The sequence below is a fragment of the Paenibacillus sp. WG02 genome, from assembly GCF_055396115.1.
Map to the genome: position 1 here is coordinate 4,545,272 of NZ_AP036016.1, position 24,632 is coordinate 4,569,903.

The following is a 24,632-nucleotide window of genomic DNA, read 5'->3' on the forward strand; positions in this document are numbered from 1 at the left end:
TCTGCTTGAACATCGGACATTAGCAAGACCGCAATAGATGGTTATAACGAATTGGGCTCGCCACCGACATCCCCTCTCAGATATACCGATTATAACTTCATTCGTTGCAAACGTAAGGCGTTTAACACAACAGATACCGAGCTTAGTGCCATTGCAGCACCAGCCACCCAAGGAGCCAAAAGTCCAAGAGCCGCAATCGGAATCCCGAGTGTATTGTAACCAAGTGCCCAAAACAGGTTCTGTTTAATGTTCGTCATCGTTTTACGGCTCATATAAATGGCATCTGTAATACTTGTAAGCTCTCCGCGCATCAGTGTCACGTCCGCTGCTTCCATGGCGATGTCGGTGCCGGTGCCGATAGCTATCCCGACGTCTGCAGTCGCAAGAGCAGGAGCATCGTTGATGCCATCACCCACCATTGCCACTATTTTTCCTTGTTCTTGTAGTTTCTTCACTTCTTCGGCTTTGCCTTCCGGAAGGACTTCCGCGAGAACATGATCGATGCCAACTTGCTTCGCGATAGCACGCGCCGTCCGTTGGTTGTCACCTGTCATCATGATGACATCGATGCCCATTTGTTTTAAGCGAGAGACCGCTTCTTTCGATGTGTCTTTGATCGTATCCGCTACGGCTACCATACCTGCGTACTTGTTATCCACTGCAACGAGCATAGCGGTTTTACCATTGGATTCGAGCTTTTCCATGTCAGTAACTGCTTTTCCGAAATCAATGGTTTCACGCTGCAGGAGCTTACGGGTTCCAACCAGCACTTCCTTGCCTTCTACAATGGCACGAATTCCGTAGCCAGGAATGGCTTCGAAATGCTCTGTGGCAGTAAGGGCAATACCTTTAGACACAATTCCGGCAACGATCGCTTCAGCAAGCGGATGCTCCGATTGTTTTTCGGCAGAGCCGATTAGTCTAAGAATTGTATCTTCTTCATCTATGTTTTCAATTTGAAAGTCGGTAAGTTCCGGTTTGCCTTTCGTTACCGTACCCGTTTTATCAAGTACAATAATTTGCACTTTTTGCATCGATTCTAAATGTTCTCCGCCCTTAAACAGGATGCCAAATTCCGCTGCGCGACCGGATCCGGCCATAATCGAAGTTGGTGTTGCAAGACCTAATGCACATGGGCAAGCAATGACAAGGACAGCAATAGCCTTTTCCAAAGCAGCTGCAAATTCACCAGGCTCAACCCAGATAAACCAAACCAGAAATGTGACAACAGCAATGCCTACAACGATCGGGACAAAAATACCCGAGATCACATCAGCTATACGTTGAATGGGTGCTTTGGAGCCTTGGGCTTCCTCCACAACTTTAATAATTTGAGCAAGAGCTGTCTCTTTACCAACACGAGTTGCTTTAATTTTCAAACTGCCGTTTTTATTAACAGTAGCGCCTATAACAGCGTCACCGGTTTTCTTCTCGACAGGGATACTTTCCCCCGTAAGCATGGATTCATCAACAGCAGACAACCCGTCTACAACTTCACCATCGACTGGAATTTTCTCTCCCGGTTTTACAAGTACCATGTCCCCGATGACAACTTCTTCAACCGGGATCGACATTTCTTGATCATTTCGAATGACTAACGCTGTTTTCGCTTGAAGCCCCATCAATTTCTTGATGGCTTCAGAGGTTCGCCCTTTTGCCAACACCTCAAATAGTTTTCCTAAAATAATCAAAGAAATAAGAATCGCGCTAGTTTCGTAGTACATATCAGGCGCATGGTGATGAGCATCCGTAGATGCTGCCCATTGCAGCGTTAAGTATAAACTATAGGAGTACGCGGCTGAAGTGCCTAGAGAAACAAGCACATCCATATTGGCGCTTTTATTGCGAAGTGCTTTGTATGCTCCAACGTAAAACTGACTACCGATAATGAATTGTACAGGTGTGGCAAGAATAAGCTGGACCCAAGGATTCATCAAGAACTCTGGCAGGTAAATCCAAGATGTAAATGTAAAGTGGCTCACCATGGCCCACAGAAGCGGCAGCGAAAGGATTGCTGATACGGCTAGCTGTATTTTCTTGTGGCGTATCTCCTTTTGCTTATAATCGCCTTTAGCTTCCACTTCCTCTTTACGTATGGCTTGGTATCCAAGCTGATCGACTTTTTTAACCATATCGCTTACAGAAACTTCTGCTGCGCTATACTCGATATGGGCTGTTTCTAAGGCGAGGTTAACTGTAGCTTTACTAACCCCAGACATTTTAGTTAAACCTTTCTCAATACGAGTCGCACACGCTGCGCAGGTCATACCAACGATATTAAAATCGACTGTATCCTTTACGGTGCTGTAACCCAGATCCAGTATTTTCTCTTCCATGGTAGAAACACTGATTTGATTCGGGTTATACGTCACCGAAGCCTTCTCAAGTGCAAAATTCACGTTGGCATCTGCAACACCTTCTAATTTCTTCAAGCCTTTTTCTATTCGGTTCGCGCATGCCGCACAAGTCATGCCTGTAATTTGCAGACTCGCTTGTTGCTGCTCTAATGGTTTCGCCATTTCAGTTCCTCCAGCCCACTCATACCCCTATGGGGTATATTTTTTTGAAAAAAAATAGGTGTTACATTGGAGCCGCCTGCAGCGGCTCATTTATCTTATTTCGCAACGTCATAGCCTTGTTCTTCAATCGCTTCTTTAATAGCGTCCAAAGAAATTTTAGACTCATCGAAATCTACCGTAACGGATCCGCCACTCAAATCAACTTTGCCGGTAGCACCAAGTTTCTTAACTGCGCCTTCAACGGAATTCACGCAATGACCGCAGGACATACCTTCAACATTAAGTGTAACTGTTTGCATATCTAATCTCTCCTTTATTATTTCATTAATTTATTCATGGTAATCATGAGTTCTTTGATAACTTCATTATCGCCTTCTTGAATGCGTTCGATCACACAGCTGTTTAGATGATGCTCGAGAAGCAGTTTCCCAACACCGTTTAAAGCGGATTGAACCGCGGCGATTTGATTTAACACATCGTCACAATACGTATCCTTCTCAATAAGACCTTTCACACCCCGAATTTGTCCTTCGATGCGATTGAGCCTAGAAATCAAATTGTTTTTTGTTTTATCCGAATGATGACTTTTTCGATCACTGCCCGAATGACAGTTGGCCTCATTTAGTTCTTGGTTACCATGTTGTTCCATAGCATTTCCTCCTCACATTTATAATATACTATACCCCCATACCCTATATCAAGCCCTTTTTTAAATTTTTCCATTTCTTTTTCAAGTTTCAAAATCTAATTAGGGAATACGACGAAAGCGTAAAACTTTACCTCGTTCTTTTTTAGTCGTATAATCGGGTACTGACACATCTCGCAAGCCTCAGGATTGATGAGTAAATGATACCATGGAAAGTTGGAGATTACACAACATGTCTAAACATAACTTTATAAAATACTTTTGTATAGCATTTGTATGTTTGGTATTTTGTTATGCACTATTAAATGATAAGTATAAAACCTATAACGGATACCACTACAGCAACCGGGTTGCAGTTCTTGAATATCACCACATCGATCCAACCGAATCTGAATTTACCATTACTCCTGATACATTCAAAAAACATTTAGAAGCGCTGAAGGCTAATCACTATCATGTGATTTCAATGAAAGAATTCGTTAATTTTCTAAATGGTAAAGGCTCTGTTCCCCCTGATGCCGTTGTAATTACCTTTGATGACGGGTATGAATCGTTTTACAACTATGCCTATCCTGCTTTGAAAGAGCAAAACATGACGGCTACTAATTTCATTATTGTAAATTACTTAGGAACCAATCCTGGAACTCCTTTTTTGAACTGGGATGAAATTCAAACCATGAAGAGAGATGGTTTTGATTTTTACTCCCACACCTTTAATTCTCATGATTTTGCTGCTGATCAAAACGGAAATCCGATTTCTCCCTTAACTAATCCTATCTATTTAAAAGACCAGAACAGAATGGAAACCGAGGAAGAATATAAACAACGAGTCAAAATCGATCTAAAAAAAGCAGATGAAATCATTCAAATGAAATTAGGAAATCCAGATAAATTATTCTGTTTTCCTCACGGGAGGTATAATAAAACCCTTTTAGATATCGGAGACCAGTTAGGAATTAAATATTACTTTACTGGGTTGGATGGGTTGAACACGCCTGGAACTAAGTTGATTAAACGGGTAAATGTTGGATCAGCACATGTTACAGCAAAAAGTCTGCAACGCATACTCAATGGTGAAACAAGCGTAACCGGAAATCTGAGAATATTCTTGAAAAACATTATCGTAAAGCAGCGAATGTCAGAATAGTATTCAAAAATAATTACCACCTTGTTGTATGTAGGAATATTTATATTTTACATATTAAAGGCCCTGGCAGTTTTGCCAGGGCTTCTTCTTCCTTCTAAGCCGTAAAGCATCCCATTTTTACTAGAGCATTACCACATGTCCCTTTTATCGTTTTGCTCAGCCTATAAAATTTCGCGAGCAGTGATGTATCTGCTTAACCAATACGGATCTTTCCATCTAGTTATTGTCACACCGGGAGGGGAGGAATATGTGTTCAGCATTCGCCCATTTCCGATATCGACCCCACAATGACCAATTCGATTATCCGAATAGCGAGGTCTGCGGAAGAATAATACATCTCCAGGCTCTATGTCCCTTTGCCTGATCCTCTTGCCCACTGTCGCTTGAGCTCTAGAAGTTCTGGGCAATGCGACTCCACTTTTCCCGAAAATGTATTGCAAATAGGATGAACAATCAAATCGTTTTGACCTTGGATAGGGGGCTGCCCCAAATTGATAGCGCGTTCCTAGCAATGTCCTGCCAAGAGAAATAATGGCAGGTGCCTTTTCTGTTTGTTTGATTCTGACGGTTGATTTTTTCGTAATCCCTTTATTAGTGGGAGAATTAGGTTGAGTAGTAGGAATCCTAACGCGTATACCTGCTGGAATTGGTTCTGTTAAATTTTTATTTAGTGCAAGCAATTTATTCACCGTAGTGTTTAAAAGCTTAGTTAAACTTCGTAATGTATCTCCTTTAAAGGTGATGAAAAATAGTGCGGGTTGGCGAATAAAAACTTGTCTTTTCACCAAATCTGCTGATACATCGACATTAAAGAGCCGATTGATAGAGCGCAAACTCACGTATAATTTCCCTTGATCAGTTATTAAAGGATCAATGCGGAAGTTGACATCCTCTCTTCTTGCTATCCCGCCACTACGCGGAAGCGATACAAATTCAGAACCGTCCGTAGCAAAATGGAATCTGGCATTTCCTCCTTTTAGATCATACTCTAGAATCTCCAGCACATCATCCAGAGCAAGATAACCAATGCCATTTTGAACAATAAGCGTTTTATTTTTGAAAGTCCTTCTTATATTTTCGAAAAAGTCCTTTTGTGACAAAAAGATAGTCATTTGAAACTTACTTGCAATTGCCATTTCTATCCCACCTTAGATTGGATATTATTTTTTATTCAGTGGGTTGAGAAATGGGACTATATCTCGAGCCTAATTTTTCGAAATTAAACTATGAAACAAAGAAATTCAACAGATTGAGTAGGACCTTGCCCCTATCGTAATCAGATATTGCTGCATTAAATGATACTATTTAGAAAAAAACGGAGTGAAACCAACGTGAAGAAAATACAAGAGAAGATCCAAATTCAACAAATTCAGAGTATGTTGCTTCAAGGAACTGCAGGGACGATGCTTCCGCTGTATCGCCGTGTGGCAAACGATGCCGCTTATTCAACTCGATTTGCAAGGGCGCTTCGGGAGCAAAGCGGCGATAGAATCGACAGAATCATCAAAGAAACGATACCTTCCGTTTCATCAGAATCTATTGAAGTAGAGCAAATTGGATTTTTTATTTGTTTTGGTGTTCTAGGTAATCAGCTTTGTAACCTAACAGCGGTTCGCACCGAGAACAAAAAATTCAGAGCAAATGAGTTTCGTTTATTGTCTAAAGCGGTAGTTCCGCTGTATTTTAAGCTAGCTACTGATCGACGGTTTGTATATAGAATCGTTAATGCGATAAATACTCAAAATGACGCCAAATTATCAAGTGCTGTTAGGGAGCTCGTCAAATCTCCTTATCTACTAACTGTTACAGGGGAGTCCGGCAGCGCTTTGCAGTTAACATTTCGATTCCCAAACGGCGCCTCTTATGAAAATTCATTTTTTCTTGGACAGTAGTTGCACCCATCCGGACTACCTAACGATACAAAAAAGTCGCCACGAGAACCTCGTGACGACTTTCTTTTTAGACTTAGAAGCCTTGATCTAAATCCCAGCTCATGAAGTTTTGAGTAGGGCCATAGAACGCATCGAATCCGTACGCATCAAAGTGTACTTTACCACTTTCGTACACTTTTACAGTTACATAAGCGTAGTCGCGGTCAATCGGATTGCTTGTTGCTTTCTTCGCTTCGAATGGGGAACCGCCGGAACCAACAACTACTTGGTAAGCGGAACCGTTGTTCGGACGACTTACATTGAAGATGTGCTCGTGACCACTCAGGTAAGTAGCTTTGTTGTCTTGAACTACTTTCCAGAACGCGCTAGCCGCGTCTTTATCTACATCAAGTCCACTAATTTTTGCAGAGGAGTCAAAATAATAAGTGTAAGCAAGCTTGTGCCCGAAAATGAATGAGTGCTTCATGCCACGATCTTTGGCCGCTTTCAAATCTTTATCCAGCCATTCCGTTGGTGCGTGGGAGTCATTTCCTGTTGGATCCGTGTTGATCACAACAAAATGGGAGCCACGGTAGTCGAAGGAATAGTCTAATTGCTGTTGCTGTGTTGTGATATGATCCATGCCGATTTGCGGATAGTTAGTAGGGTCCCATCCTGCGATATTCTCACCTAGTATTTGTGCAAAACGCTTCTGGTCAACAATGATGTCACCCATGTTATCCCGCCATGTATCTTCGTTTGCTTTGGTCGATACCTTCACGGTTTTGCCATTCGAGTCCACATAATTGTCCTGTGTCTCATGATTGCCCGGCACTGGAAACACGTACATGCCGTGTTCGAACGCTGTAGCTACGATTCCACGCCAGAACGCATATTCGCGGTTCAAAATATTTACATCCGAGTTCGGTGTGTAACCCATGATCATGTCACCATTGTAGAACAGCATGCTTGACTTCTGTACTTGCATTTCATCCATCATTCGAGTTAACACTTTGCTGTTTACAAGCCACTTCAGATCCTGTGCAGAAGCATCTGTTACTGTGCTGTCAATGCGGCAATCCCCTACAGAAGAATAGGTGAACAGAAGCTTGTCCGTACTCTTGAAAGCATCCTTCAACTGTGTCACTGTGGCGGCTGACACTTGTGTAACGCCATTAGCCAAATAAGGCGCTTTGTCCAGCTTCACAGCTTGTCCCTTCAAAGTTGCGTCTACTGAACCTAATTTCAGCGTTGCTTTGCTTCCTGCAATATCGACCGTAATTTGTTGTGCATCTGAAGCCCAACCTAATGTGCCGTTCATGCTTTCAACCGTCGTGCGCAGCGCTGAATCGCCCATATCGGCAGCAGTGACGACTGTTGCTCCTCCACCTAGCAGCATCACACTTGTAAGACTTGCTCCTATCCATGTTTTCAACATTTTTTTCATCCATTTGCACCCCTATGCTTAGTTTCTATCTTAACTAGGCTAACAGACAAGTGTAAAAGGACATCCCTATCCTTATTAAAAAAATGTTAATTTTCACCATATAAAATGACGCAAACTATGCTGAATGAAAATAAAAAAAAGCCGTTTCAACACGGCTTCTCATAGTTCTTGAAATCCAAAATGCTGCTTTGCTAGCTCTTTAAATTTTTCCTTGTCAATCTGTTCCTTGCTCGATTTCCCATGAATCCATTGTGTGAAAGAAGTATCGGTTAATGTAACGTTTCCATCGCTTGTAAGTTGAGTCATCAGTGGAGTTTTGTTAAATCGTGATTCTTTGTGCTGGACGATGATTCCTTGGACTTCATTCAATTCAGATAAGTCCTTTAATGGTCGTTTTGTATCAAAAGCATACCCTATTTTCCAATCTGTATCTTTATATTTTAGCTTCATTTCAAGTATATAGTCCCCATAATCAGTTTCCGTTGCTCGGACTCGAAATTCTCCATTCACAGATGAGGCAGTTTCTCCATTTAGCGGCACAGGTTTTAGTGGTAAGTTTCCACCAAATCCGGTATCAACCAAGTACGTTTGACCATTATGCTGCAAAAGAATAGTTACATGAGTTCTCCCAAGCTTTGACCAGTCCTTCGCAGCATAATTGTACACTTCTCCGCGAACTAACACGGCATTAAACCCATTTTCAACTAGGAAAAAATAAAGCAGTGGATTCAATTGATAGCATAAACCGCCTTCATTTTTCACGAGAATTTTGGAAATCAAACTCTCTTTTGTAATAGTACTTGTTTCATTTGAAATGATGTCTAAGTTTTCAAAAGGAATGGTTCTTGCTGTTTTCACAAGAATGTTATCTAATTTTTCAAATGTAAGTATTTCGTTCTCTGGAATGCATAGTCTTTTACGAAATAAACCATTTAACTCATTCATTTTATAGATTTCCTCCATTGATTCCTCCTTGTATGGGGCGCTTTGGAATAAACCCGCAATACTTTTATTTAAAAACAATCCCGATTGAATCCATTATTGGTTCATATCCAATTTGAATATAAATTTTATTGGAAGTAGGATTACTGAGATCCGTATATAAACTTGTTGTTTTATAACCACGATCTAACAAGAATTGAGTGAATGCCGAAACACAATCAGAGGCGTATCCCTTATTTCTTTCGCTAATTGGGGTGTACACATAGCTGATTGATATATTATTTGGGGTTGGACGTATAGAAGAAGCCATGGAAACCATTTCTCCGTTCACTTCCCATGCAGCTAAACTTCCTTTATTAATCATTCTTGCAGCTCTTTTATCTGCTTCTTCTACACTTATAGGTTGGTTAGTTTCATAACAAAAATGATACACCCAATCTTTAATAATGGGATGATCATTTTCTATAACTTTCCGAAGATTTCCATTCGAAATTGCTTTTTTCTTAATTTTCTCTAGTTGATAAATTCTTTGATTCCTTAGAACATTTGCTTGAATTCCTTTAACGTTAGAAATAAACATAGCTAGTTCAGTAGTTAATTTCTTTTCACCTTTAAAACCTGGTATATCTTGGTTTGCGGCAATCAAATTTTCTCCTATTTCGTGAATTTCCTTTGATGAAAAAGAAACCGATTTTGATAAAATAATTTCACTAGGATGTGTTTGTAGGAAGACCATCCCGATGTCGTTATCTTTTAATACAGCAGCCATAAAAAAAGGAAGTTCATCTTTTTCACTTAAAGACTGTAAGACACCTAATACTAAATTGTTCTCTGCTTCAAATTGTACTAAAAAAGAAATAACATCATTCTTAAATAATGTAAGATCATCATACTTGATAAGTCTAATCAAACAAACCATCTCCCTTCCCCTCTGTAATTCCCATTCTAATGCATCTACATGATAAATAATATGAGTCGTATTCATAAATTAAAATTAAAAAAAACCGCCCTATAAGCGGTTTGTACTGTAATAATAATGTCCTGACTTCCGATAATCTCATTGACGCAATGACGATCTTACAAACAATAAATTTTAATTCAAATAAGGTGTTACAAGCTTCCTTACACGCTCAATGCCTTCCCACATATCGCCAGGTCCGTCATATACAAGAGTTAAAGGTCCTTCATATCCAGCTTGTTTGGCAATTTCCATACAGCGAATAAACTCAGCTTCGTCCGGATATCCATCAGAATTCGTTTGTGCTTTGGCATGGATTGATTCACTATGCGGAATCGTTTTGACAAGTTCACCATATTTCTCGTTACCTTTGAAATTTCCAAAATCCGAGGTTAACCCAAGAAGCTCCCCGCAACCTTCCAATAAAGCAAGGCAATTATCCGCGATTGAGGTTAGAGAATGAAAGTTTTCAGTGACTACGCGCACTCCTTTTGCAGCAGCATAAGAACTTAGTTCACGAAGTGCATCAACCGATCTCTGCAAAGCTTCTTGATCCATAGGCTCCGCATCCCCGGCTATCACACGGACCCTTTCAGCTCCCACTCGTGCAGCTATATCGATCCAGCCTTTGATCCACAAGATGTCCGATTGTCTGCGCAAATCATCCGAACTGGAAATATCACCGTATTCAATCAGCAACGAGTAAAATTGGAGACCTGCTTCCTTGAATGCGTGTTTCAAACCTTGCAAATAGGCATCATTTGTATCCGGAAAATGAAAATGACACACTTCCAGCGATCTAAAGCCTTTCTTCGCAAGCACCGCCGGTAATTCAAGCAAAGAAAGGAGTTCTGGCTGGTCTTGGGTAGCCGTTATTTGAGTACGTGCAATTTCATCCCAGTGGGTCCACCGCAATGGCCCCAGATTTCGATGTAAGCTCCAACTCGTTAATGATAAAAATGGCATACTTTCCACCCTTTCAGCCCTACTGTTTGGTAGTATCTTATCAGAGCGCTGCGGTGATCACAATATACGAAATCACACATATATCTCTTATTGTGCTGCTTTTAATTTGCTGAATAACATCAACTTTCATTCATCCGTACAAAGAAAGAGGAACTGGCCACACAGCCAGCTCCTCACTTGATCAGATACTTAAGGATAGTTATTACAGCATATGGGGAAATAAAAATTAAGATTCCTCCCCATTATTATGCTGCGGCAAATGGTTATCATTTAGCTTGGAATATGGTCAATGAACTTTTCGAGCGATCCATCAAAAGGAAACGATTTTTTACTAACAAGTTCCTTTAAGCCTATTAATTCTTGTTGAGCTTTATGAATTAAAGGTTCTGGATAAGCAAATTTAATTGCATTGCTCTCAAATTCATCTTCGTCAACTACCTTCCATTCACCGTTTCTTTGTACATAATCCAGGTCTAAATCTACAAAAGAAACAACGTTTCCTTTGATCTTTGCTGGTTGATTAATATTGCAATAGAATTGTTGGATGTTACCGCCAACGACATCGGCACTAACCGTAAACCATGAATGAAATGAGAAATATTCAATCGTCCAAGCCTCTATGGTAAATACTTTTTGCTTCGTGTAATGATTTAATTTTCTTCCGTAATTTCCTAGGACAAAAATGTGTGAATCCGTCTTTTCTAATATAGTTGTGTTCCACTCATAATGTAGCTGGTCTCCGTATTTTAAAGCCTGAATTGTTATCAGATTGTTCATTGATTCATCCTTATGGTTTGAATTAAACTTATAATTCCTTTGTCATAAATACACTATTAGGGTCCTCTATGTAATCCGAAAACGGCTGGCAATATTGAAACCCAAAACTTGCATACAGTCGTCTAGCTGGTTCGAAAGCTTCCATTGAACCCGTTTCCAAACTTACCCGTTGGTACCCACGTCTCTTGGCTTCTTCAATTATGTGCTCAAGGATTCGTTTGGCGACGCCTTTTCTTTGATGGGAGGAAGAAGTTCGCATTGATTTTATTTCGCCGTGTTGACGATCAAGTTCCTTCATTGCCCCGCAACCCACTAATTCATCTTGTTCCCATCCACTCCAGAAAGTAATTTCTGGTTTTTTCAAATTATCCAGATCCAGAGCATGTGTACTTTCTGGCGGAGAGAGAGATGCCATGTCCTGCAGATGTTCTCCAATTAATGCAACCACTTTAGGTCCAGTTAAATCATCTATTTTAATATCCATTCAAATCACTCCTAAGTTTCTATTTTTTAATCACTATAATACGTTTTAATATATTCATTTTCAACTATACAAGAGGAATCAGTTTCAAGGCGGAATGATCTTTCACTCAGCGAGCTCCTCGAGCCGTGGCTCGTCGACAGTGTCAGAGAAATCTTCCTTTACAATGAAAAAACCAGCAACATAAGGTTGCTGGTTATACTTAAAATATTCTGCAGACATACAATACTGTCTTAGTTACTTATGAATTCCTGTACCCATTCGCCGTTATAATAAGCAACACCGATTTGGGTGAAGTTGGGGCTTAGAATGTTTTGACGATGACCTGTGCTGTTCATCCAAGCTGTCATGACAGCTTCAGGCGTTTGTTGACCTTTCGCAATGTTCTCACCTGCGTAGGAATAGCGAATGCCGTATTTGCTCATCATATCAAATGGAGACCCGTAGGTCGGCGAGGTATGATCGAAATAGCCGTTATTGTACATATCTTTTGCTTTGTCCAAAGCCATAGCGGTTAGTGCACTGTTGCTAGCTAATGGACGAAGTCCAGCCTTTGCTCGTTCCTGGTTAACGATGTTAACCACTTGGCTAGCAAAAGTTGATTGGGATGGCGCAGTCGTAATAGGCGTTTTGGTACCTGCATTTGTGCTTGTGCTGCCAGGAATGTTGAGGCTCATACCAGACCAGATCACGTTCGGATTGGCAATCTGAGGGTTCGCTTTAATCAACGAAGAAAGGCTAACGCCATACTTCTTGGATATTAACCACATCGTATCATTGCCCGATACCGTGTGGGTTGCTGGTGAGGCCATTGCCGCGCTCGCCCCAACGAGGATGCTCAATCCAATTGCGCTGGTAACCACAAGTTTTTTGTAACGTTTCAAAATAAACCTCTCCTTTTTGCGGCCTGCGAGGTTAGCTGTCGGATTCGGGTCAAAGAGTAATCACCCGGCCGCAGTTAGCGGCTTCACCCCAAATAATGGGTCCCCCGTGCTTATAGAAAGCTTCGGCCTTCTGAGTTATTTGATCCACTTGAATCTTATAAATTGTAACATGTGAAATCATCGAGAACATGACTCAAAATTTTCCAACAATATTTTGTAAGCGGTATCAGCCGGTTCGAAGCTGCAATAACAAGATAGAAAAAGAAGGATGAAACCCGATCAAACTCCTCCTTTTTCTAATTAGGCCTGCTTCCTATTTTAGAAACAATTCCATTAGCTTTCCGCCTGCATAAATACCAACAATACCTAGAATACCCGACAGTACAGGCGGTGCGGGCAAAGGCAGCTTCAACACTTTGAAGATAATACCAATAATTAAACCTGCTCCTAATGACAGCAGAAGTTCCTTCATTCTTTAGACACCTCGATTGTTAGACTGCATCTTTAAAATCGTAATTATCGAGCCACACCGCTTCCACACGTTCCATATCCGATAATAACAAACCGTCGGGTAGGTACAGTCACATTTGTCTTACGCAAACAGCCTTCGACTATCGTCTGTCCTATACCGTGTTCGTTCTCCATAATTTGCTTCAAAAGACTGTCATTTATTACTACAATAGGAACTGAAATATCCCTTTATATCTTTGCTTAACTTGTAAACAAAAAAACTCTCATTTTTTTTAGTCGATTGCTTAGGAAAGTCACCCGGATTTTGATCATTTAGCACGATCCGAAGGTGAAAAACTGCGAAATAATTATGTCTTTGAATATCCGATAAGGATTGCTATAATAGGTCTGGTTTAAAGGGTTTCTCTATCATTAGTTTTACTAAGGAGTTTGTCTAAATGACTAGTTTCAAGTTATATTTCAAATTTGTTAAGCCGTATTGGAAACTTGTTCTTATCACCATTCTCATTGGTATGGTCAAATTCGCAATTCCTTTAACCTTACCTTTAATTATGAAATATATCATCGATGATTTGTTATTGAGTACTATTTCAATAGCAGAAAAGACGCAAAAGCTGATTGAGGTGATGATATTTGCTTTTGTACTTTTTGTTATTATAAGAGCTCCAATTGAATACCTTCGACAGTATTTTGCACAATTAACAACGAGTCGTATTCTGTACGATTTACGCAATCAGCTTTATGCTCATATTCAAAAGCTATCCTTGCGTTATTATCAGAATCATAGAACAGGCGAAATTATTTCTCGAATGATAAATGATGCTGAACAAACGAAAAGTATCGTTGAAACAGGATTAATGAATGTGTGGCTCGATTTATTCACCCTTACAATCGCTATCGCATTTATGATTCATATGGATTTTGGTCTAACCATGGTAGCTATAGCTGTATTTCCCTTATACGCCTTTTCTGTCAAAACGTTATATAAAAAGCTAAGAAACTTAACCAAATCTCGCTCTCAAGCCCTTGCGGAAATGCAAGGCTATTTACACGAGAAGGTAAATGGAATTCCAGTTATTAAAAGCTTCACTTTAGAAGATTATGAGAAAGAAAATTTCGGTCTCAGAAACAATAAATTTCTAAATCGTGCATTGGCACTGACGAAGTGGAATGCAATCACCAACTCCATTATTAATACAATAACGGATACAGCCCCTTTGTTAGTTTTAGCCTATGGAGGATATCAAGTTATTCTAGGTAACCTGACGATAGGAGCATTTGTAGCCTTTTATGCCTATTTAGATCGCTTGTACAGTCCGCTGCGGCGATTGGTTAATTCCTCAACCGAGTTAACTCAAGCAAGTGCATCATTAGATCGTGTAATTGAACTCATGAATGAACCCTACGACATTATTGATTCTCCACAAGCCAAAATTGTTCACAAAATAAAAGGAAAAATAGATTTTCAAGATGTTAGTTTTCGTTATGATAACACATCGGATTGGGTTTTGAATAAAATTCAACTTACCATTCAACCTGGTGAAACGATTGCGTTTGTAGGAATGAGCGGCGGAGGGAAATCGTCACTTATCAGTTTGCTACCTCGGTTTTACGATATTCAGCAAGGGAATATTTTATTGGATGATTTGAATATTAAAGACATGACCATAAAGAGCCTGCGTTCTCATATAGGGATGGTTTTACAAGATAATATTTTGTTTAGCGGAACTGTTCGTGAAAATATACTTTTGGGTAATCCAAATGCAGTCGAAGAAGAGATGATATCTGCAGCTAAAGCAGCAAATGCACATGATTTTATTGTGAATCTGCCCAAGGGATATGATACGGAAATTGGCGAACGGGGAATGAAGTTATCTGGAGGACAAAAGCAACGGGTTGCCATTGCGAGAGTCTTTCTGAAAAATCCAAGTATATTGGTTTTGGATGAAGCTACTTCCGCGCTTGACTTAGAATCAGAACATTTGATTCAAGAATCTCTCAGTAAATTAGCGAAAAATAGGACGACTTTGATAGTTGCACATCGACTATCTACCATTACTCATGCTGATCAGATTGTTCTCATTGAAAATGGTGAAATTAAAGAAATTGGAACTCATGATCAATTAATGAAGGAAGCCGGAGCTTATTTCCGCCTATTTAATGTGCAAAATTTAAATAGTGTCGAGCAGCTGTAATCTTTCTGACAGATCGTAGAAGGCAGCCGATCCAATCAGGTCGGCTGCCTTCTCCGATTACCCCGTACGATTTAGTTGCTCCGCACTGTCGAACTAGCTATTAAAGTGAGCCTGCGGCTTGGCTGACCAATGACACCAGCTGACCAGAATCAAAAGTTTCCCCTTTACGCAGCTTCAGTGTTTTCCTTTCTGGAGGGCCACCGAACATGCCTTCGGGAAGCTCAAGTCCGACAGCATTAAAGATCGTAAAGCTGACTGCGTCTTTCGACGTCGAGATGACAGCAGCGTATTTTCCGTTTTTCAAAAAATGGGGTTTCTTATATTGCATTCGTTCATGCACATCCGGTATGGCCTGGTGGACAACTTCACGCAGATGATTGGACTGTTTCCCCTGCCATGGTTCTTTTAACGCGTCAATAAAATCGGTTACTTCCTGATTCATTTTAATACTCTCCTTTTTTTAACATGTTGATGTGGTCCTCTAAATCAGCTTCCATGGCCAATATTCTAGCGTCTCGCGTAGAATCCGTATTCTCTTTGAGCTCCCGCATCTCAATTTCAAATGCCCCGCATCCTCTTGGAAAAGGCATCCGAAGTGCCCACGCCGCTGCCTCATCTTCTGAATTCACATCGATCAGCGTATAACCGGCTATGAGCTCTTGATCTACCGGAAAAGGGCCAGCCTTTACCTCTGGCTCTCCGCTATGTAATGGATACAAAATCCTGATCCCGCTAGAACTAGGCTGAAGCTCTTCGGAAGCCAAGAGCGCTCCGGCTCTGGCCAAAGATTTGTTGTAGGCAGCCATCGCATCGTTGTGTTCCCTACTGAACTTTACACCCGAATCCGAGTACCCTGACGCCTTGATAATCAACATAAATCGCACAATCGTTTCCCTCCTTACAGGAAGATGACTTGGGGAAGCAGCTAGCTGACTTATCCCTTCCCTTACTATGACGACGAATGGGAAACCGTATAATCGACATGTCGGCTGAAAAAATTATTTCGATGCTTCTGACTTACATTCAGCAGCCCGTTTCATTAAAAGCGCCTGCTCACTGGCATTCTGTGTCATCGACACCGCTCGTTCAAATTCTGATCGTGCTTCATCGAACCTCCCCAGCTTCAATAGGAGATCACCGCGAACGCTCGGGAGCAGATGGTATCCCTTCAGGGAAGCTTCGGCACGCAGTTCGTCGATAATTTGCAGCCCGAAGGCTGGACCAAACGCCATGGATATGGCGACCGCCCGGTTCAATTCAACGATCGGCGATGGCGTTACCCTAGAGAGCGCTTCGTAAAGGGCAGCAATGCGGATCCAATTGGTCTCAGCTGGGGTAGCCGCTTGTGCATGGCACGCAGAAATTGCAGCCTGCAGCGAGTATGGACCGAGCGGGCGTCCAAGCTTCTGGCTGCGCTCAAGTGCTGCCAATCCTCGCCGGATCAGCAAGCGGTCCCATTGCGCCCGGTTTTGGTCCATTAAAAGTATGGATTCGCCACTTAAGCTAACCCGGGTTTTTAAACGGGAGGATTGAATCTCCATTAAGGCAACTAGTCCGTGAACTTCCGATTCCTGTGGTGCGATCTCAGCAAGGATGCGTCCCAGTCTGAGCGCCTCCTGACAAAGAAGCGGACGTATCCAGTGATCCCCAGAGGTTGCCGAATACCCTTCATTGAACATCAGGTAAATCACCTCGAGTACAGCAGTCAAGCGTTCTTTGAGTTCTACTCCTACAGGTATCTCAAAAGGAACTTTTTCGGTGCTGAGCGTTCTCTTAGCCCGGACAATCCGCTGGGCAATCGTTGATTCGGCGGACAGGAAAGAACGTGCGATTTCATCAGTGGTAAGCCCGCAAAGCATGCGCAGCGTCAGGGCAACTCTAGCATCTTGTGATAACACCGGATGGCACGTCATAAAGATCAGACGAAGGAGATCGTCACCGATCTCCCCGTCCAAATTTCGATCCATTTCTTCCTCTGTATACAAATCCATACCGTGGGCAATCTCTACATATTTCTCATCACGCAATTTAGTCCTGCGCATATAATCGATCGCGCGCCGCTTGGCCGTAGTCATCAGCCAAGCACCCGGATTGTCTGGAATGCCGATCTCCGGCCATCGTTCAAGAGCAATCACCAATGCATCCTGGGCAAGATCCTCTGCGAGACCCACATCTCGTACCATTCGAGTTAATCCTGCGATTAGCTTTGCTGATTCAATTCGCCATATTGCATCAATGGTCCGCTGTGTATTGGACAATATCACGCTTTTTTCTGCTCCTGAGCCTGTTTGCGAAGAGCTGCTTCTTTCTCCTGCGATTCGGTATCGTCCGTTAACTCCTCAAATTCGAATACCTGTCTAAGCTCAATCTCGCCTTGTCCATATCCGTGTGGATCCGGCATGCGCATAGCCCATTCAATCGCTTCTTCCCTGGATTTGACTTCGATCAGCGTATATCCCGCGATCATTTCTTTCGCCTCCGTGAAAGGACCATCTATTACCTTCGGTTTGCCTCCAGGCTCCGGATAAGAAATCCGGATTCCGCTTGAGCTGGGCTGCAGTCCATCGGCTGCTAGCAAAACACCAGCTTTCACCAATTCCTCATTATACTTTTGCATAGCATCAATTAGCTCTTGGCTAGGCATATTCCCCGCCTCAGAATCTGTTGTAGCTTTAACAATCATCATAAATCTCATAGATGTATACCTCCTATTTTTAGTGAAGCTTCGTGTACCGGATTGAAAACGTCCGAGTATATCTGATCTTCTATATATACGACGAATCAATCTTTACTGGATCGACAACCAATATCGAGGTAACGTTATAAAATTTGGTTTCACTATTTTTTCGGCGATACGAGGCAAAATTCCTGCCACCTCTAGTTATGCATAAGGTTGAGTGTCTCCGCTATCGCCGCGTGACAAAATCGACACAACTGCAAATAGATTTCAAAAAAATGATCCGCTTCAATCTTGACTAATGCAGCTCAATCTCTACCTCATACCCAATAACGCAACAGACTGCCGATAATACCGGCAGCCTGTTGTTATGATGCTATCGTTTTTTTAATTCTTGACCGCAGAGATCAAGAGGAAAATGGGACGACGGGTTTCGTCTTTCATTTCTGGATACTTGTCCAATGTTTCTTGCGTTGGTTGAGGTTCGGCTAGTTTCGTAATACGGAATCCCGAGTCAATTAATGCATTCACATAGGTAGCGATAGTTCGATGATATTTGACGACATCATTGTCCAGAAATCTCGCCTGCCGAAGACCTTCTTTCTGGTAGTCGTCAACAGGCCAGTGCAATCGTTCGCCCTCCGAACTATAATACCAGTCTTGCGCAGCGAGTGCGGTAAAGACAGGATGTTCAACCGAAAGTATAAAAGTTCCTCCTGATACAAGACAATGATGCACTTTACGACAAACGTCTTCGAATTGCTCCACATAATGAAGGGCAAGCGAGCTTATCACAACGTCAAATTCCCCGGCTTCAAACTGGATATCTTCAATCGCAAGCCTCCGATACTCGATCATGGGATCGTTGTTGTTTTCTTTGGCATACGCTAACATTTTCTCGGAAAGATCTACACCGACCACTGACTGGGCTTGCTGTTCTCGTGCATATTGGCAATGCCAACCATAACCGCATCCAAGGTCAAGAACTCTTTTATCTCGCAGCGCTGGAAGCATCGCACGGAGTACAGGCCATTCCCCAGCAGCATTGAGTCCACCAATCGAGCGTGGCATCTCACTGTATTTTTTGAAGAATCCGAGATCATCATATTTATTCTGTTTCATATTAACCTTAACCTCCTAACTTAAACTTATTTTCTCACTTTGCCAGAAGATAATCATTTTAATTTTGAAAACGGTATCTAGAGTTTATCATTAAACTCTGTAAGTCTTTATTGAAAATTTGGTTTTAATTAAATATTCCTAATAATTTGTAGCTATAATTTTCTGTTTAAATTTATTCATCGATCCGGCACAAGTATACTATGTTCTTCTAATGAGCCATCCGTAATCATTGCACTTTTGTATCGAACATTCATTTTAAAGGTTACACAGTTTGGGAATTGCATCTTGGTAAAAGAATATGTTTCTCTCCCAAAATGAGAATGAGATAAAGTTCTTGTCATCGACCAAAGACAAGCGCTTTATCTCATTTCCGGTGGTATCGTTCTGCATCTTACAACTTTTTAATGCGACGGAATCCAACCTACGATTTGTAAAATCGTTAATACCACCTCAATAACAATAAGAATCACAACGATCCATTCGACGAACAGCCCTCGGATGGAATGACTGATATTGGAAAACCCTTCCAAGATGTGATACAAAATGTCCGTTTTGCTTTTCAGTATTTTAAATCGGTCGTTCAATTCAAAAAAATCTATCATCCCATCGTAAAATTGGCTAGCCGTACTGTTGGTCCAAGTCAAATCAGGCTTATCCAAGATCATGATATAGGCAAGGGTGTTGTACTCGTGACGTACGATTTTGGCGGTTGTTCTTGCTAACTCTTTGTTGCCAACACGAAGCTTCCCTTTTTCAAGTCGGTCTATCATCAATTCAAGGTCATCATGAATTTTCCCGAGCTGTTCTTCAATTTTCTCAAGAGCTACTGATTTGGCAAGAACTGTGGCGATTAATTCAGGATAAAAGAATTCATACTTAGCTACCACCACATACTTGTCAGTCAACTCCATGCTATCGATTTCCTCGATGTGAAGGCTGTAATCGTCTGTGTATCTTTCAGCAGGCTGGAGCTCAATAGCTGGCTCGAACGTCTGGATGAATTTTAAAAATTTTGTCATCTCATCCCTGAGTGTGTGATTAACAAAGACCACACTGCCGAAAGAAAACACAAGCACTTGTTGTAACGCGTCAATATCTTTATTAAGGATTGATTTCAGAATGTCGCCTCTTAGGATTAAAGGCTGTTCCCATGTGTATTTTTTAGGAATACCGCAGTGGATGGCGATTTTATTCAGATCAATTTCATTTGTAATGGCCATAGCCTTAAAAGTAATATCTTTCATTTTCACCACTCATCTGTTTTCAAAAAGTCATGCTAACTAGTCTTGACAGAAAAGGTAGGCTTCAATCCTCACTTAAAGCAAAACCCATTTTATATAACAAGCAAAAACCGCGAAGCATCAAGCTTTCGCGGTTTATTTTTAGAGACGAAAATAGTTATTTTTTATTAGTTAATCGGCTTATCAGCATGTCATATTGATGTATCAATCCCTCAGACGGACGAATGCCAAGCTCCCTACTGAGAAGACGAACATAATCGGTATACAGAGCCGTCAATCCTTTTTTGTCCCCAGTCATCTCGCGGATCGTCATAAGATGCTGTATAACGGATTCGTCCAGCGGATTGCGTTCGTTCAGCTTAAGCAGCAGCTTCGACGCGGTGGTCGTATCTCGCAAAGAAATAAGCACTTCGGCAAGCCGCTTTACGAAAGAGGTGTATACTTCCGCATAGCGTACCATTTCGTGTATGGCCCACACATACGCCTTGTCCCCGAATAGATCTCCCGTATACAAACGTTCGATGTGCAGCGCTCTCTCCACATTGCCGACGTCAATGGATTGTATTTCTTCCACTTGCTTTTCGAATTCCACGTAATCGATAACGGGATCCTTTAATTCAAGCGCATAGCCATCGTTCTCCGAACGTACGACATCGCGCATGCCAAGCGGTTCCAAAGACTTTCGCAATTGATATACGGTCGTATTTAGGTAGTTCTCCGCATTCGTTTGGTGCATCCCTCCGAAAATATCCATAACCAATCTGGAACGAGGGATTCGTTTTCCACGATAAAACAGCAAGTACGCGAACAATTCCGCACATTTCCTCGAAATCCACTTGACACGGCCAGCATTGTTGCTCACGACGACATCACCTAGCATCGTTAGGACGATCCTCCCGGAATCAGGGGATGTTGGAGTGGCCAGCGACAACGAGTGAATGCCCCGCTGGCTCGCCAGCGCACGATTAACCGTCCGCTGCAGCCGTTCCTGGGAAACGGGTTTGACCAGGTAATCCACCACAGATAGTTCATATGCTTTTAAGGCAAATTCCTTGTGCGACGTGACGAAGACGATTTGCAACGGAGAGGCCAAAGCTTCCATCTTGGCGGCGAACTCCAGTCCACTTCCGCCCGGCATGGAGATGTCAACGAAAGCCAGTCCGATGTCGGTGTTCTCACTTAGAAAGGAAGCTGCGGACTCCGTATCCGTAAAAGCGCCTGCCACTTGTATCCCTGGCAGCTTGACCAGCATTTTACGCAGAATCAAATGCATCGTCGGCTCATCGTCCACCAAAATCACTTTCATAAGCTTCCTCCTTCATTCCTCCATCGTCGAAAGATGCCAAACCGCCAGCAGAACCGGGCAAAGTGAATGAAAAGGTCGTCCCGACTCCTGGTTCGCTCTCGAACCAAAGACTGCCACCATGGATACGTACGAATTCGCGGATTAACGTCAGCCCGAATCTCATATCCTCCGATTTGTCTCCGTTAACCATTGATTTTAAGAACGGCTCCTCTAGACGCAGCAGCTCCGAGGTCTGATCGTCGATTCCCGCACCATTGTCGCGTACGGACACGATGATCATATCACCTTCCAGATCAGCCCTGATATCAATCGCCCCGCCAATTCCAGTAAATTTGATCGCGTTCGAAAGCAAATTACGCAGAATAAGGTCCAACATCTCTTTATCGGCTCTAACCGTTAGTTTCTCATTGATCCGCTCCGTCATCCGTATCTGCTTCATGCTGGCCTTCGTACCTGAAAGCAACAATGCCTGCCGCACAACCTGCTGCAAATTCCAGCCTAACGGACGAAACACGACCTTCCCTTTCTGGCTACGATACCAATCCAATAAATTTTCGACGAGTTGGAACGTGTTTTGCACTTGTCCTTTAAGCTCCCTTACCAACTCAGCGTGCTCAAAGTCGGCGGCGGTCAGTTCATCGCCCAGCAGTTCGGTCAAACTAACGAGGAGTGCGATCGGATCGCGAATGTCATGGGCCACGACGGTGAAAAGCTTGTCCTTGAACGCATTCAACTCAGACAGTTGCCGGGCGTTTTCACGCAACCGGGTCTCGCTCTCCTTCATTTCTGTAATATCGTTGAACATCAAAATCTTCCCAATCAAGACGCTGCCAGAATCGTAAATGAGTGACAAACTGCAGTTGTAATACTTGTTACGGTCCACATGGAATCTGTGAAACGGGAAACGCTCGTCCCCGTCACTAGCGGCACGAATACGTTCAAGCAGTTCTGGACTATCCGACAAAACCATCCCCATATCAACAGGGTATCGTTTTGGCAAACCGAGTTCAGGAAGGACTTTTTCGGCTGCTCTATTGTAACTAACGATTTGATCCTCATAATCGAACAGAACGACCCCGTCCCGGATCGTTTCAAATACTTTAGCCATCGCAAGAGGTGTTAAACGAAGTAAATTAAACCGTAATATCCCCCACACGTAAGCGATACCCGATACGGCGAATCCAAATGGCGTCAAATCCACGTTCATTCCGAACCAAAAGAACAAATTGAACACCATAGGCGCGATTGCGCCCAAAAGAAGGACGATAATTTGCTTTCGCACGATCGGTAAAGCCCGCCAATACATGGGAATAAACAACAGCATTCCACACAAAAGTACGGAATAATTATAGATGGTGTGCACCTTATACCAGGGACCCTTGACAGTCGTGTACAAAGGAACCGAATCGGTCTCATTCCGAATATAGCGCTCATAGATTAGGTGATGCCAATCGTTGGTCAAATGGAGAAAAAATACCGCTACGGGGATAACGAACAGCACAATCGCTAGACGCTTGCGATATCGAGCCGCCGTCCCGGTAAATTGAATGACCTGAAAGAGCCAAAGTGTAGTGACGAAAGGAATGCCCAAGTATTCGATTTGAAGCGACAGCTTCACATCGCTCAGGCTTCGGCTCAACACCTCAAACGCGTAGCCGAGCGCATAGCAAACTGCTGCCAGCATGATCAGAACCATCGTTTTGGCAACAGGCAGATGGCGTTTCCGGTAGGATAAGAAAGACACGAACAACATCAGTGCCGTTGCGAGAAAAAGCGTTACCGACATCCATTGTCTTGTGTCCATGGCTGCGTCTCCCTTATCAAATGACTTTCGAACCGCCCTACGGGGCAGTTCGACAAAAATCTTCCTAAATTAGGATATCATCTTCTCAATTTTGTGTCCATGAATTCACGAGATTACTACTCCTCAGCCAGAAAGCAAACAAAAAGAAAAGACAGACTAAAGCTCATTCCAGCTTCAGCTGCCTTTTTTTGTTACATACTATTCTACAAGACCCGTCCGCTCAACGCTCTCTACAAACCAGCGCTGAGTGAATAAATAAAGAATTAATGGTGGCAAGATGATCATGAAAGACCCCGCCATCTTCGTGGGTTCATCAAATATGGATGGTCCTGATTCTGCGGATTGCCCCGCAAGCTGAGTACCTATTTGAGCGAGTCCCATCGACAGAGGCACATCTTTTACACCAATAAGATACATGCTCGGTAAATAGTAATCGTTCCAAGTCCAAACGAATGAGAACAGAAACACAACAAGGATGGCAGGCTTCGCGAGGGGGAACATGACCCGGGCAAATACCCGGAATGCTCCAGCGCCGTCAATTCTGGCTGCTTCTTCCAGCTCCTTAGGCTGCGTAGAGAAGAATTGCCTATAAATAATTACGAACAGAGCACCCTTCAATCCGTGTCCGAATAGGGCTGGTATAATAATGGGGATATACGTCTTCATTAATCCAAACATACTCGCCACGATTAAATTAGGCAAGATCAGAACCTGTTGTGGTACAACAAACGTCAAAAGAAGGCAAAAGAACAATGTTTTTTTGAATGGGAATTCCAAACGTGCAAACGCATAGCCTGCAATCGCGCAAGAAATCGTTTGAAGAACGGACACCGATAATGTGAGTATGAAGGAAATGGAAAACCACTTCGGATAATGCAGCTTAGTGATTGCATCCGATATCGTACCAGTATAAATATGGCGAGGAATCCAAGTGACGGCTGGATCAATCAAATCGGCACTATTTTTAACCATTGTCGTCAACATATAGATGATCGGGTTCAAATAAATATAGGCTGTATCAATGAGCAGCAAGTAAATAAATAGGCGGAATATTAGCCCTTTGTCCGCTTCTTTTCCCAGAATAAAATAACGGATACGGGTGAGCCATACTCGTATTGCCATCCACTTAAAGGAAGGTTTTCTTGTTTCAGTTATGATTTTTGCCATGACTTAGCCTC

Annotated in this window: 24 protein-coding genes and 1 riboswitch; of the genes, 3 read left to right on the plus strand and 21 right to left on the minus strand. The window is 42.3% G+C overall.

Annotated features, from left to right (window positions below; all coding sequences use genetic code 11):
- Positions 1-89: 89 nt before the first annotated feature.
- From ACBP55_RS20575 to ACBP55_RS20585, 3 genes are all read right to left on the minus strand, one after another.
- On the minus strand, positions 90-2,519 hold the full coding sequence (locus ACBP55_RS20575) for a heavy metal translocating P-type ATPase (protein ID WP_464644585.1): 2,430 nt from the start codon (positions 2,517-2,519) through the stop codon (positions 90-92).
- A 95-nt stretch (positions 2,520-2,614) separates the two neighbouring features.
- Positions 2,615-2,818 (minus strand): copper chaperone CopZ, encoded by a 204-nt coding sequence (copZ, locus tag ACBP55_RS20580; RefSeq protein ID WP_464644588.1) that lies wholly within the window; start codon positions 2,816-2,818, stop codon positions 2,615-2,617.
- A 17-nt stretch (positions 2,819-2,835) separates the two neighbouring features.
- The gene (locus ACBP55_RS20585; RefSeq protein ID WP_464644589.1) at positions 2,836-3,168 is read right to left on the minus strand and encodes a metal-sensitive transcriptional regulator; all 333 of its coding nucleotides are present in this window, start codon (positions 3,166-3,168) and stop codon (positions 2,836-2,838) included.
- A gap of 229 nt (positions 3,169-3,397) precedes the next feature.
- Here ACBP55_RS20585 and ACBP55_RS20590 point away from each other — a divergent pair, with 229 nt between their 5' ends.
- Positions 3,398-4,312 carry a polysaccharide deacetylase family protein gene (locus tag ACBP55_RS20590; RefSeq protein ID WP_464644591.1) on the plus strand — a complete coding sequence of 305 codons (915 nt, stop codon included), beginning with the start codon at positions 3,398-3,400 and terminating at the stop codon, positions 4,310-4,312.
- A gap of 161 nt (positions 4,313-4,473) precedes the next feature.
- On the opposite strand, the gene ACBP55_RS20595 is transcribed toward ACBP55_RS20590, so the two are convergent.
- Positions 4,474-5,448: a C40 family peptidase gene (locus tag ACBP55_RS20595; protein ID WP_464644593.1), complete on the minus strand. Its 975-nt coding sequence runs from the start codon at positions 5,446-5,448 to the stop codon at positions 4,474-4,476.
- Positions 5,449-5,643: 195 nt separating this feature from the next.
- Here ACBP55_RS20595 and ACBP55_RS20600 point away from each other — a divergent pair, with 195 nt between their 5' ends.
- A complete protein-coding gene (locus tag ACBP55_RS20600; protein WP_464644595.1) occupies positions 5,644-6,204 on the plus strand; it encodes a hypothetical protein in 561 nt (186 codons plus the stop codon).
- Positions 6,205-6,277: 73 nt separating this feature from the next.
- Here ACBP55_RS20600 and ACBP55_RS20605 read toward each other — a convergent pair whose 3' ends face one another.
- The 8 genes from ACBP55_RS20605 to ACBP55_RS20640 all read right to left on the minus strand — a co-directional run bounded on the left by ACBP55_RS20605 (position 6,278) and on the right by ACBP55_RS20640 (position 13,110).
- The gene (locus ACBP55_RS20605; protein WP_464644597.1) at positions 6,278-7,630 is read right to left on the minus strand and encodes a stalk domain-containing protein; all 1,353 of its coding nucleotides are present in this window, start codon (positions 7,628-7,630) and stop codon (positions 6,278-6,280) included.
- A gap of 159 nt (positions 7,631-7,789) precedes the next feature.
- Positions 7,790-8,575, minus strand: a complete 786-nt coding sequence (locus ACBP55_RS20610; RefSeq protein WP_464653362.1) for an arylamine N-acetyltransferase family protein — start codon at positions 8,573-8,575, stop codon at positions 7,790-7,792.
- Between the two features lie 64 nt (positions 8,576-8,639).
- Positions 8,640-9,482, minus strand: coding sequence for a GNAT family N-acetyltransferase (locus ACBP55_RS20615; protein ID WP_464644599.1), 843 nt, complete (start codon positions 9,480-9,482; stop codon positions 8,640-8,642).
- Between the two features lie 183 nt (positions 9,483-9,665).
- Positions 9,666-10,496 (minus strand): sugar phosphate isomerase/epimerase family protein, encoded by an 831-nt coding sequence (locus tag ACBP55_RS20620; protein WP_464644601.1) that lies wholly within the window; start codon positions 10,494-10,496, stop codon positions 9,666-9,668.
- A 270-nt stretch (positions 10,497-10,766) separates the two neighbouring features.
- Positions 10,767-11,273, minus strand: coding sequence for a DUF402 domain-containing protein (locus ACBP55_RS20625; protein ID WP_464644602.1), 507 nt, complete (start codon positions 11,271-11,273; stop codon positions 10,767-10,769).
- 28 nt (positions 11,274-11,301) lie between these two features.
- A complete protein-coding gene (locus ACBP55_RS20630) occupies positions 11,302-11,757 on the minus strand; it encodes a GNAT family N-acetyltransferase (RefSeq protein WP_464644604.1) in 456 nt (151 codons plus the stop codon).
- A gap of 230 nt (positions 11,758-11,987) precedes the next feature.
- A complete protein-coding gene (locus tag ACBP55_RS20635) occupies positions 11,988-12,638 on the minus strand; it encodes a CAP domain-containing protein (RefSeq protein WP_464644606.1) in 651 nt (216 codons plus the stop codon).
- 5 nt (positions 12,639-12,643) lie between these two features.
- Positions 12,644-12,776, minus strand: a riboswitch (cyclic di-AMP (ydaO/yuaA leader).
- A gap of 175 nt (positions 12,777-12,951) precedes the next feature.
- Positions 12,952-13,110: a XapX domain-containing protein gene (locus tag ACBP55_RS20640; RefSeq protein ID WP_464644608.1), complete on the minus strand. Its 159-nt coding sequence runs from the start codon at positions 13,108-13,110 to the stop codon at positions 12,952-12,954.
- Between the two features lie 436 nt (positions 13,111-13,546).
- Here ACBP55_RS20640 and ACBP55_RS20645 point away from each other — a divergent pair, with 436 nt between their 5' ends.
- Complete coding sequence (locus ACBP55_RS20645; RefSeq protein WP_464644610.1) at positions 13,547-15,304, plus strand: ABC transporter ATP-binding protein; 1,758 nt, start codon at positions 13,547-13,549, stop codon at positions 15,302-15,304.
- A 100-nt stretch (positions 15,305-15,404) separates the two neighbouring features.
- Here ACBP55_RS20645 and ACBP55_RS20650 read toward each other — a convergent pair whose 3' ends face one another.
- The 9 genes from ACBP55_RS20650 to ACBP55_RS20690 form a co-directional block, all read right to left on the minus strand.
- Positions 15,405-15,746 (minus strand): DUF1801 domain-containing protein, encoded by a 342-nt coding sequence (locus tag ACBP55_RS20650; protein WP_464644611.1) that lies wholly within the window; start codon positions 15,744-15,746, stop codon positions 15,405-15,407.
- A gap of 1 nt (position 15,747) precedes the next feature.
- On the minus strand, positions 15,748-16,188 hold the full coding sequence (locus ACBP55_RS20655; RefSeq protein WP_464644613.1) for a YciI family protein: 441 nt from the start codon (positions 16,186-16,188) through the stop codon (positions 15,748-15,750).
- A 114-nt stretch (positions 16,189-16,302) separates the two neighbouring features.
- Entirely contained in the window at positions 16,303-17,568 is a 1,266-nt protein-coding gene (locus ACBP55_RS20660; RefSeq protein WP_464644615.1) for an RNA polymerase sigma factor, read from the minus strand.
- Positions 17,565-17,999 (minus strand): YciI family protein, encoded by a 435-nt coding sequence (locus ACBP55_RS20665; RefSeq protein ID WP_464644617.1) that lies wholly within the window; start codon positions 17,997-17,999, stop codon positions 17,565-17,567. The genes ACBP55_RS20660 and ACBP55_RS20665 overlap by 4 nt, the downstream gene beginning before the upstream one ends.
- A 369-nt stretch (positions 18,000-18,368) precedes the next feature.
- Positions 18,369-19,103, minus strand: a complete 735-nt coding sequence (locus ACBP55_RS20670; protein WP_464644619.1) for a class I SAM-dependent methyltransferase — start codon at positions 19,101-19,103, stop codon at positions 18,369-18,371.
- A gap of 401 nt (positions 19,104-19,504) precedes the next feature.
- Positions 19,505-20,347: an RMD1 family protein gene (locus ACBP55_RS20675; protein ID WP_464644620.1), complete on the minus strand. Its 843-nt coding sequence runs from the start codon at positions 20,345-20,347 to the stop codon at positions 19,505-19,507.
- Positions 20,348-20,501: 154 nt separating this feature from the next.
- Positions 20,502-21,650: a response regulator gene (locus ACBP55_RS20680; protein WP_464644622.1), complete on the minus strand. Its 1,149-nt coding sequence runs from the start codon at positions 21,648-21,650 to the stop codon at positions 20,502-20,504.
- On the minus strand, positions 21,625-23,454 hold the full coding sequence (locus ACBP55_RS20685; protein WP_464644623.1) for a sensor histidine kinase: 1,830 nt from the start codon (positions 23,452-23,454) through the stop codon (positions 21,625-21,627). Before ACBP55_RS20685 ends, ACBP55_RS20680 begins: the two co-directional genes overlap by 26 nt.
- 198 nt (positions 23,455-23,652) lie before the next feature.
- Positions 23,653-24,621: a carbohydrate ABC transporter permease gene (locus ACBP55_RS20690; RefSeq protein ID WP_464644625.1), complete on the minus strand. Its 969-nt coding sequence runs from the start codon at positions 24,619-24,621 to the stop codon at positions 23,653-23,655.
- Between the last annotated feature and the right edge of the window lie 11 nt (positions 24,622-24,632).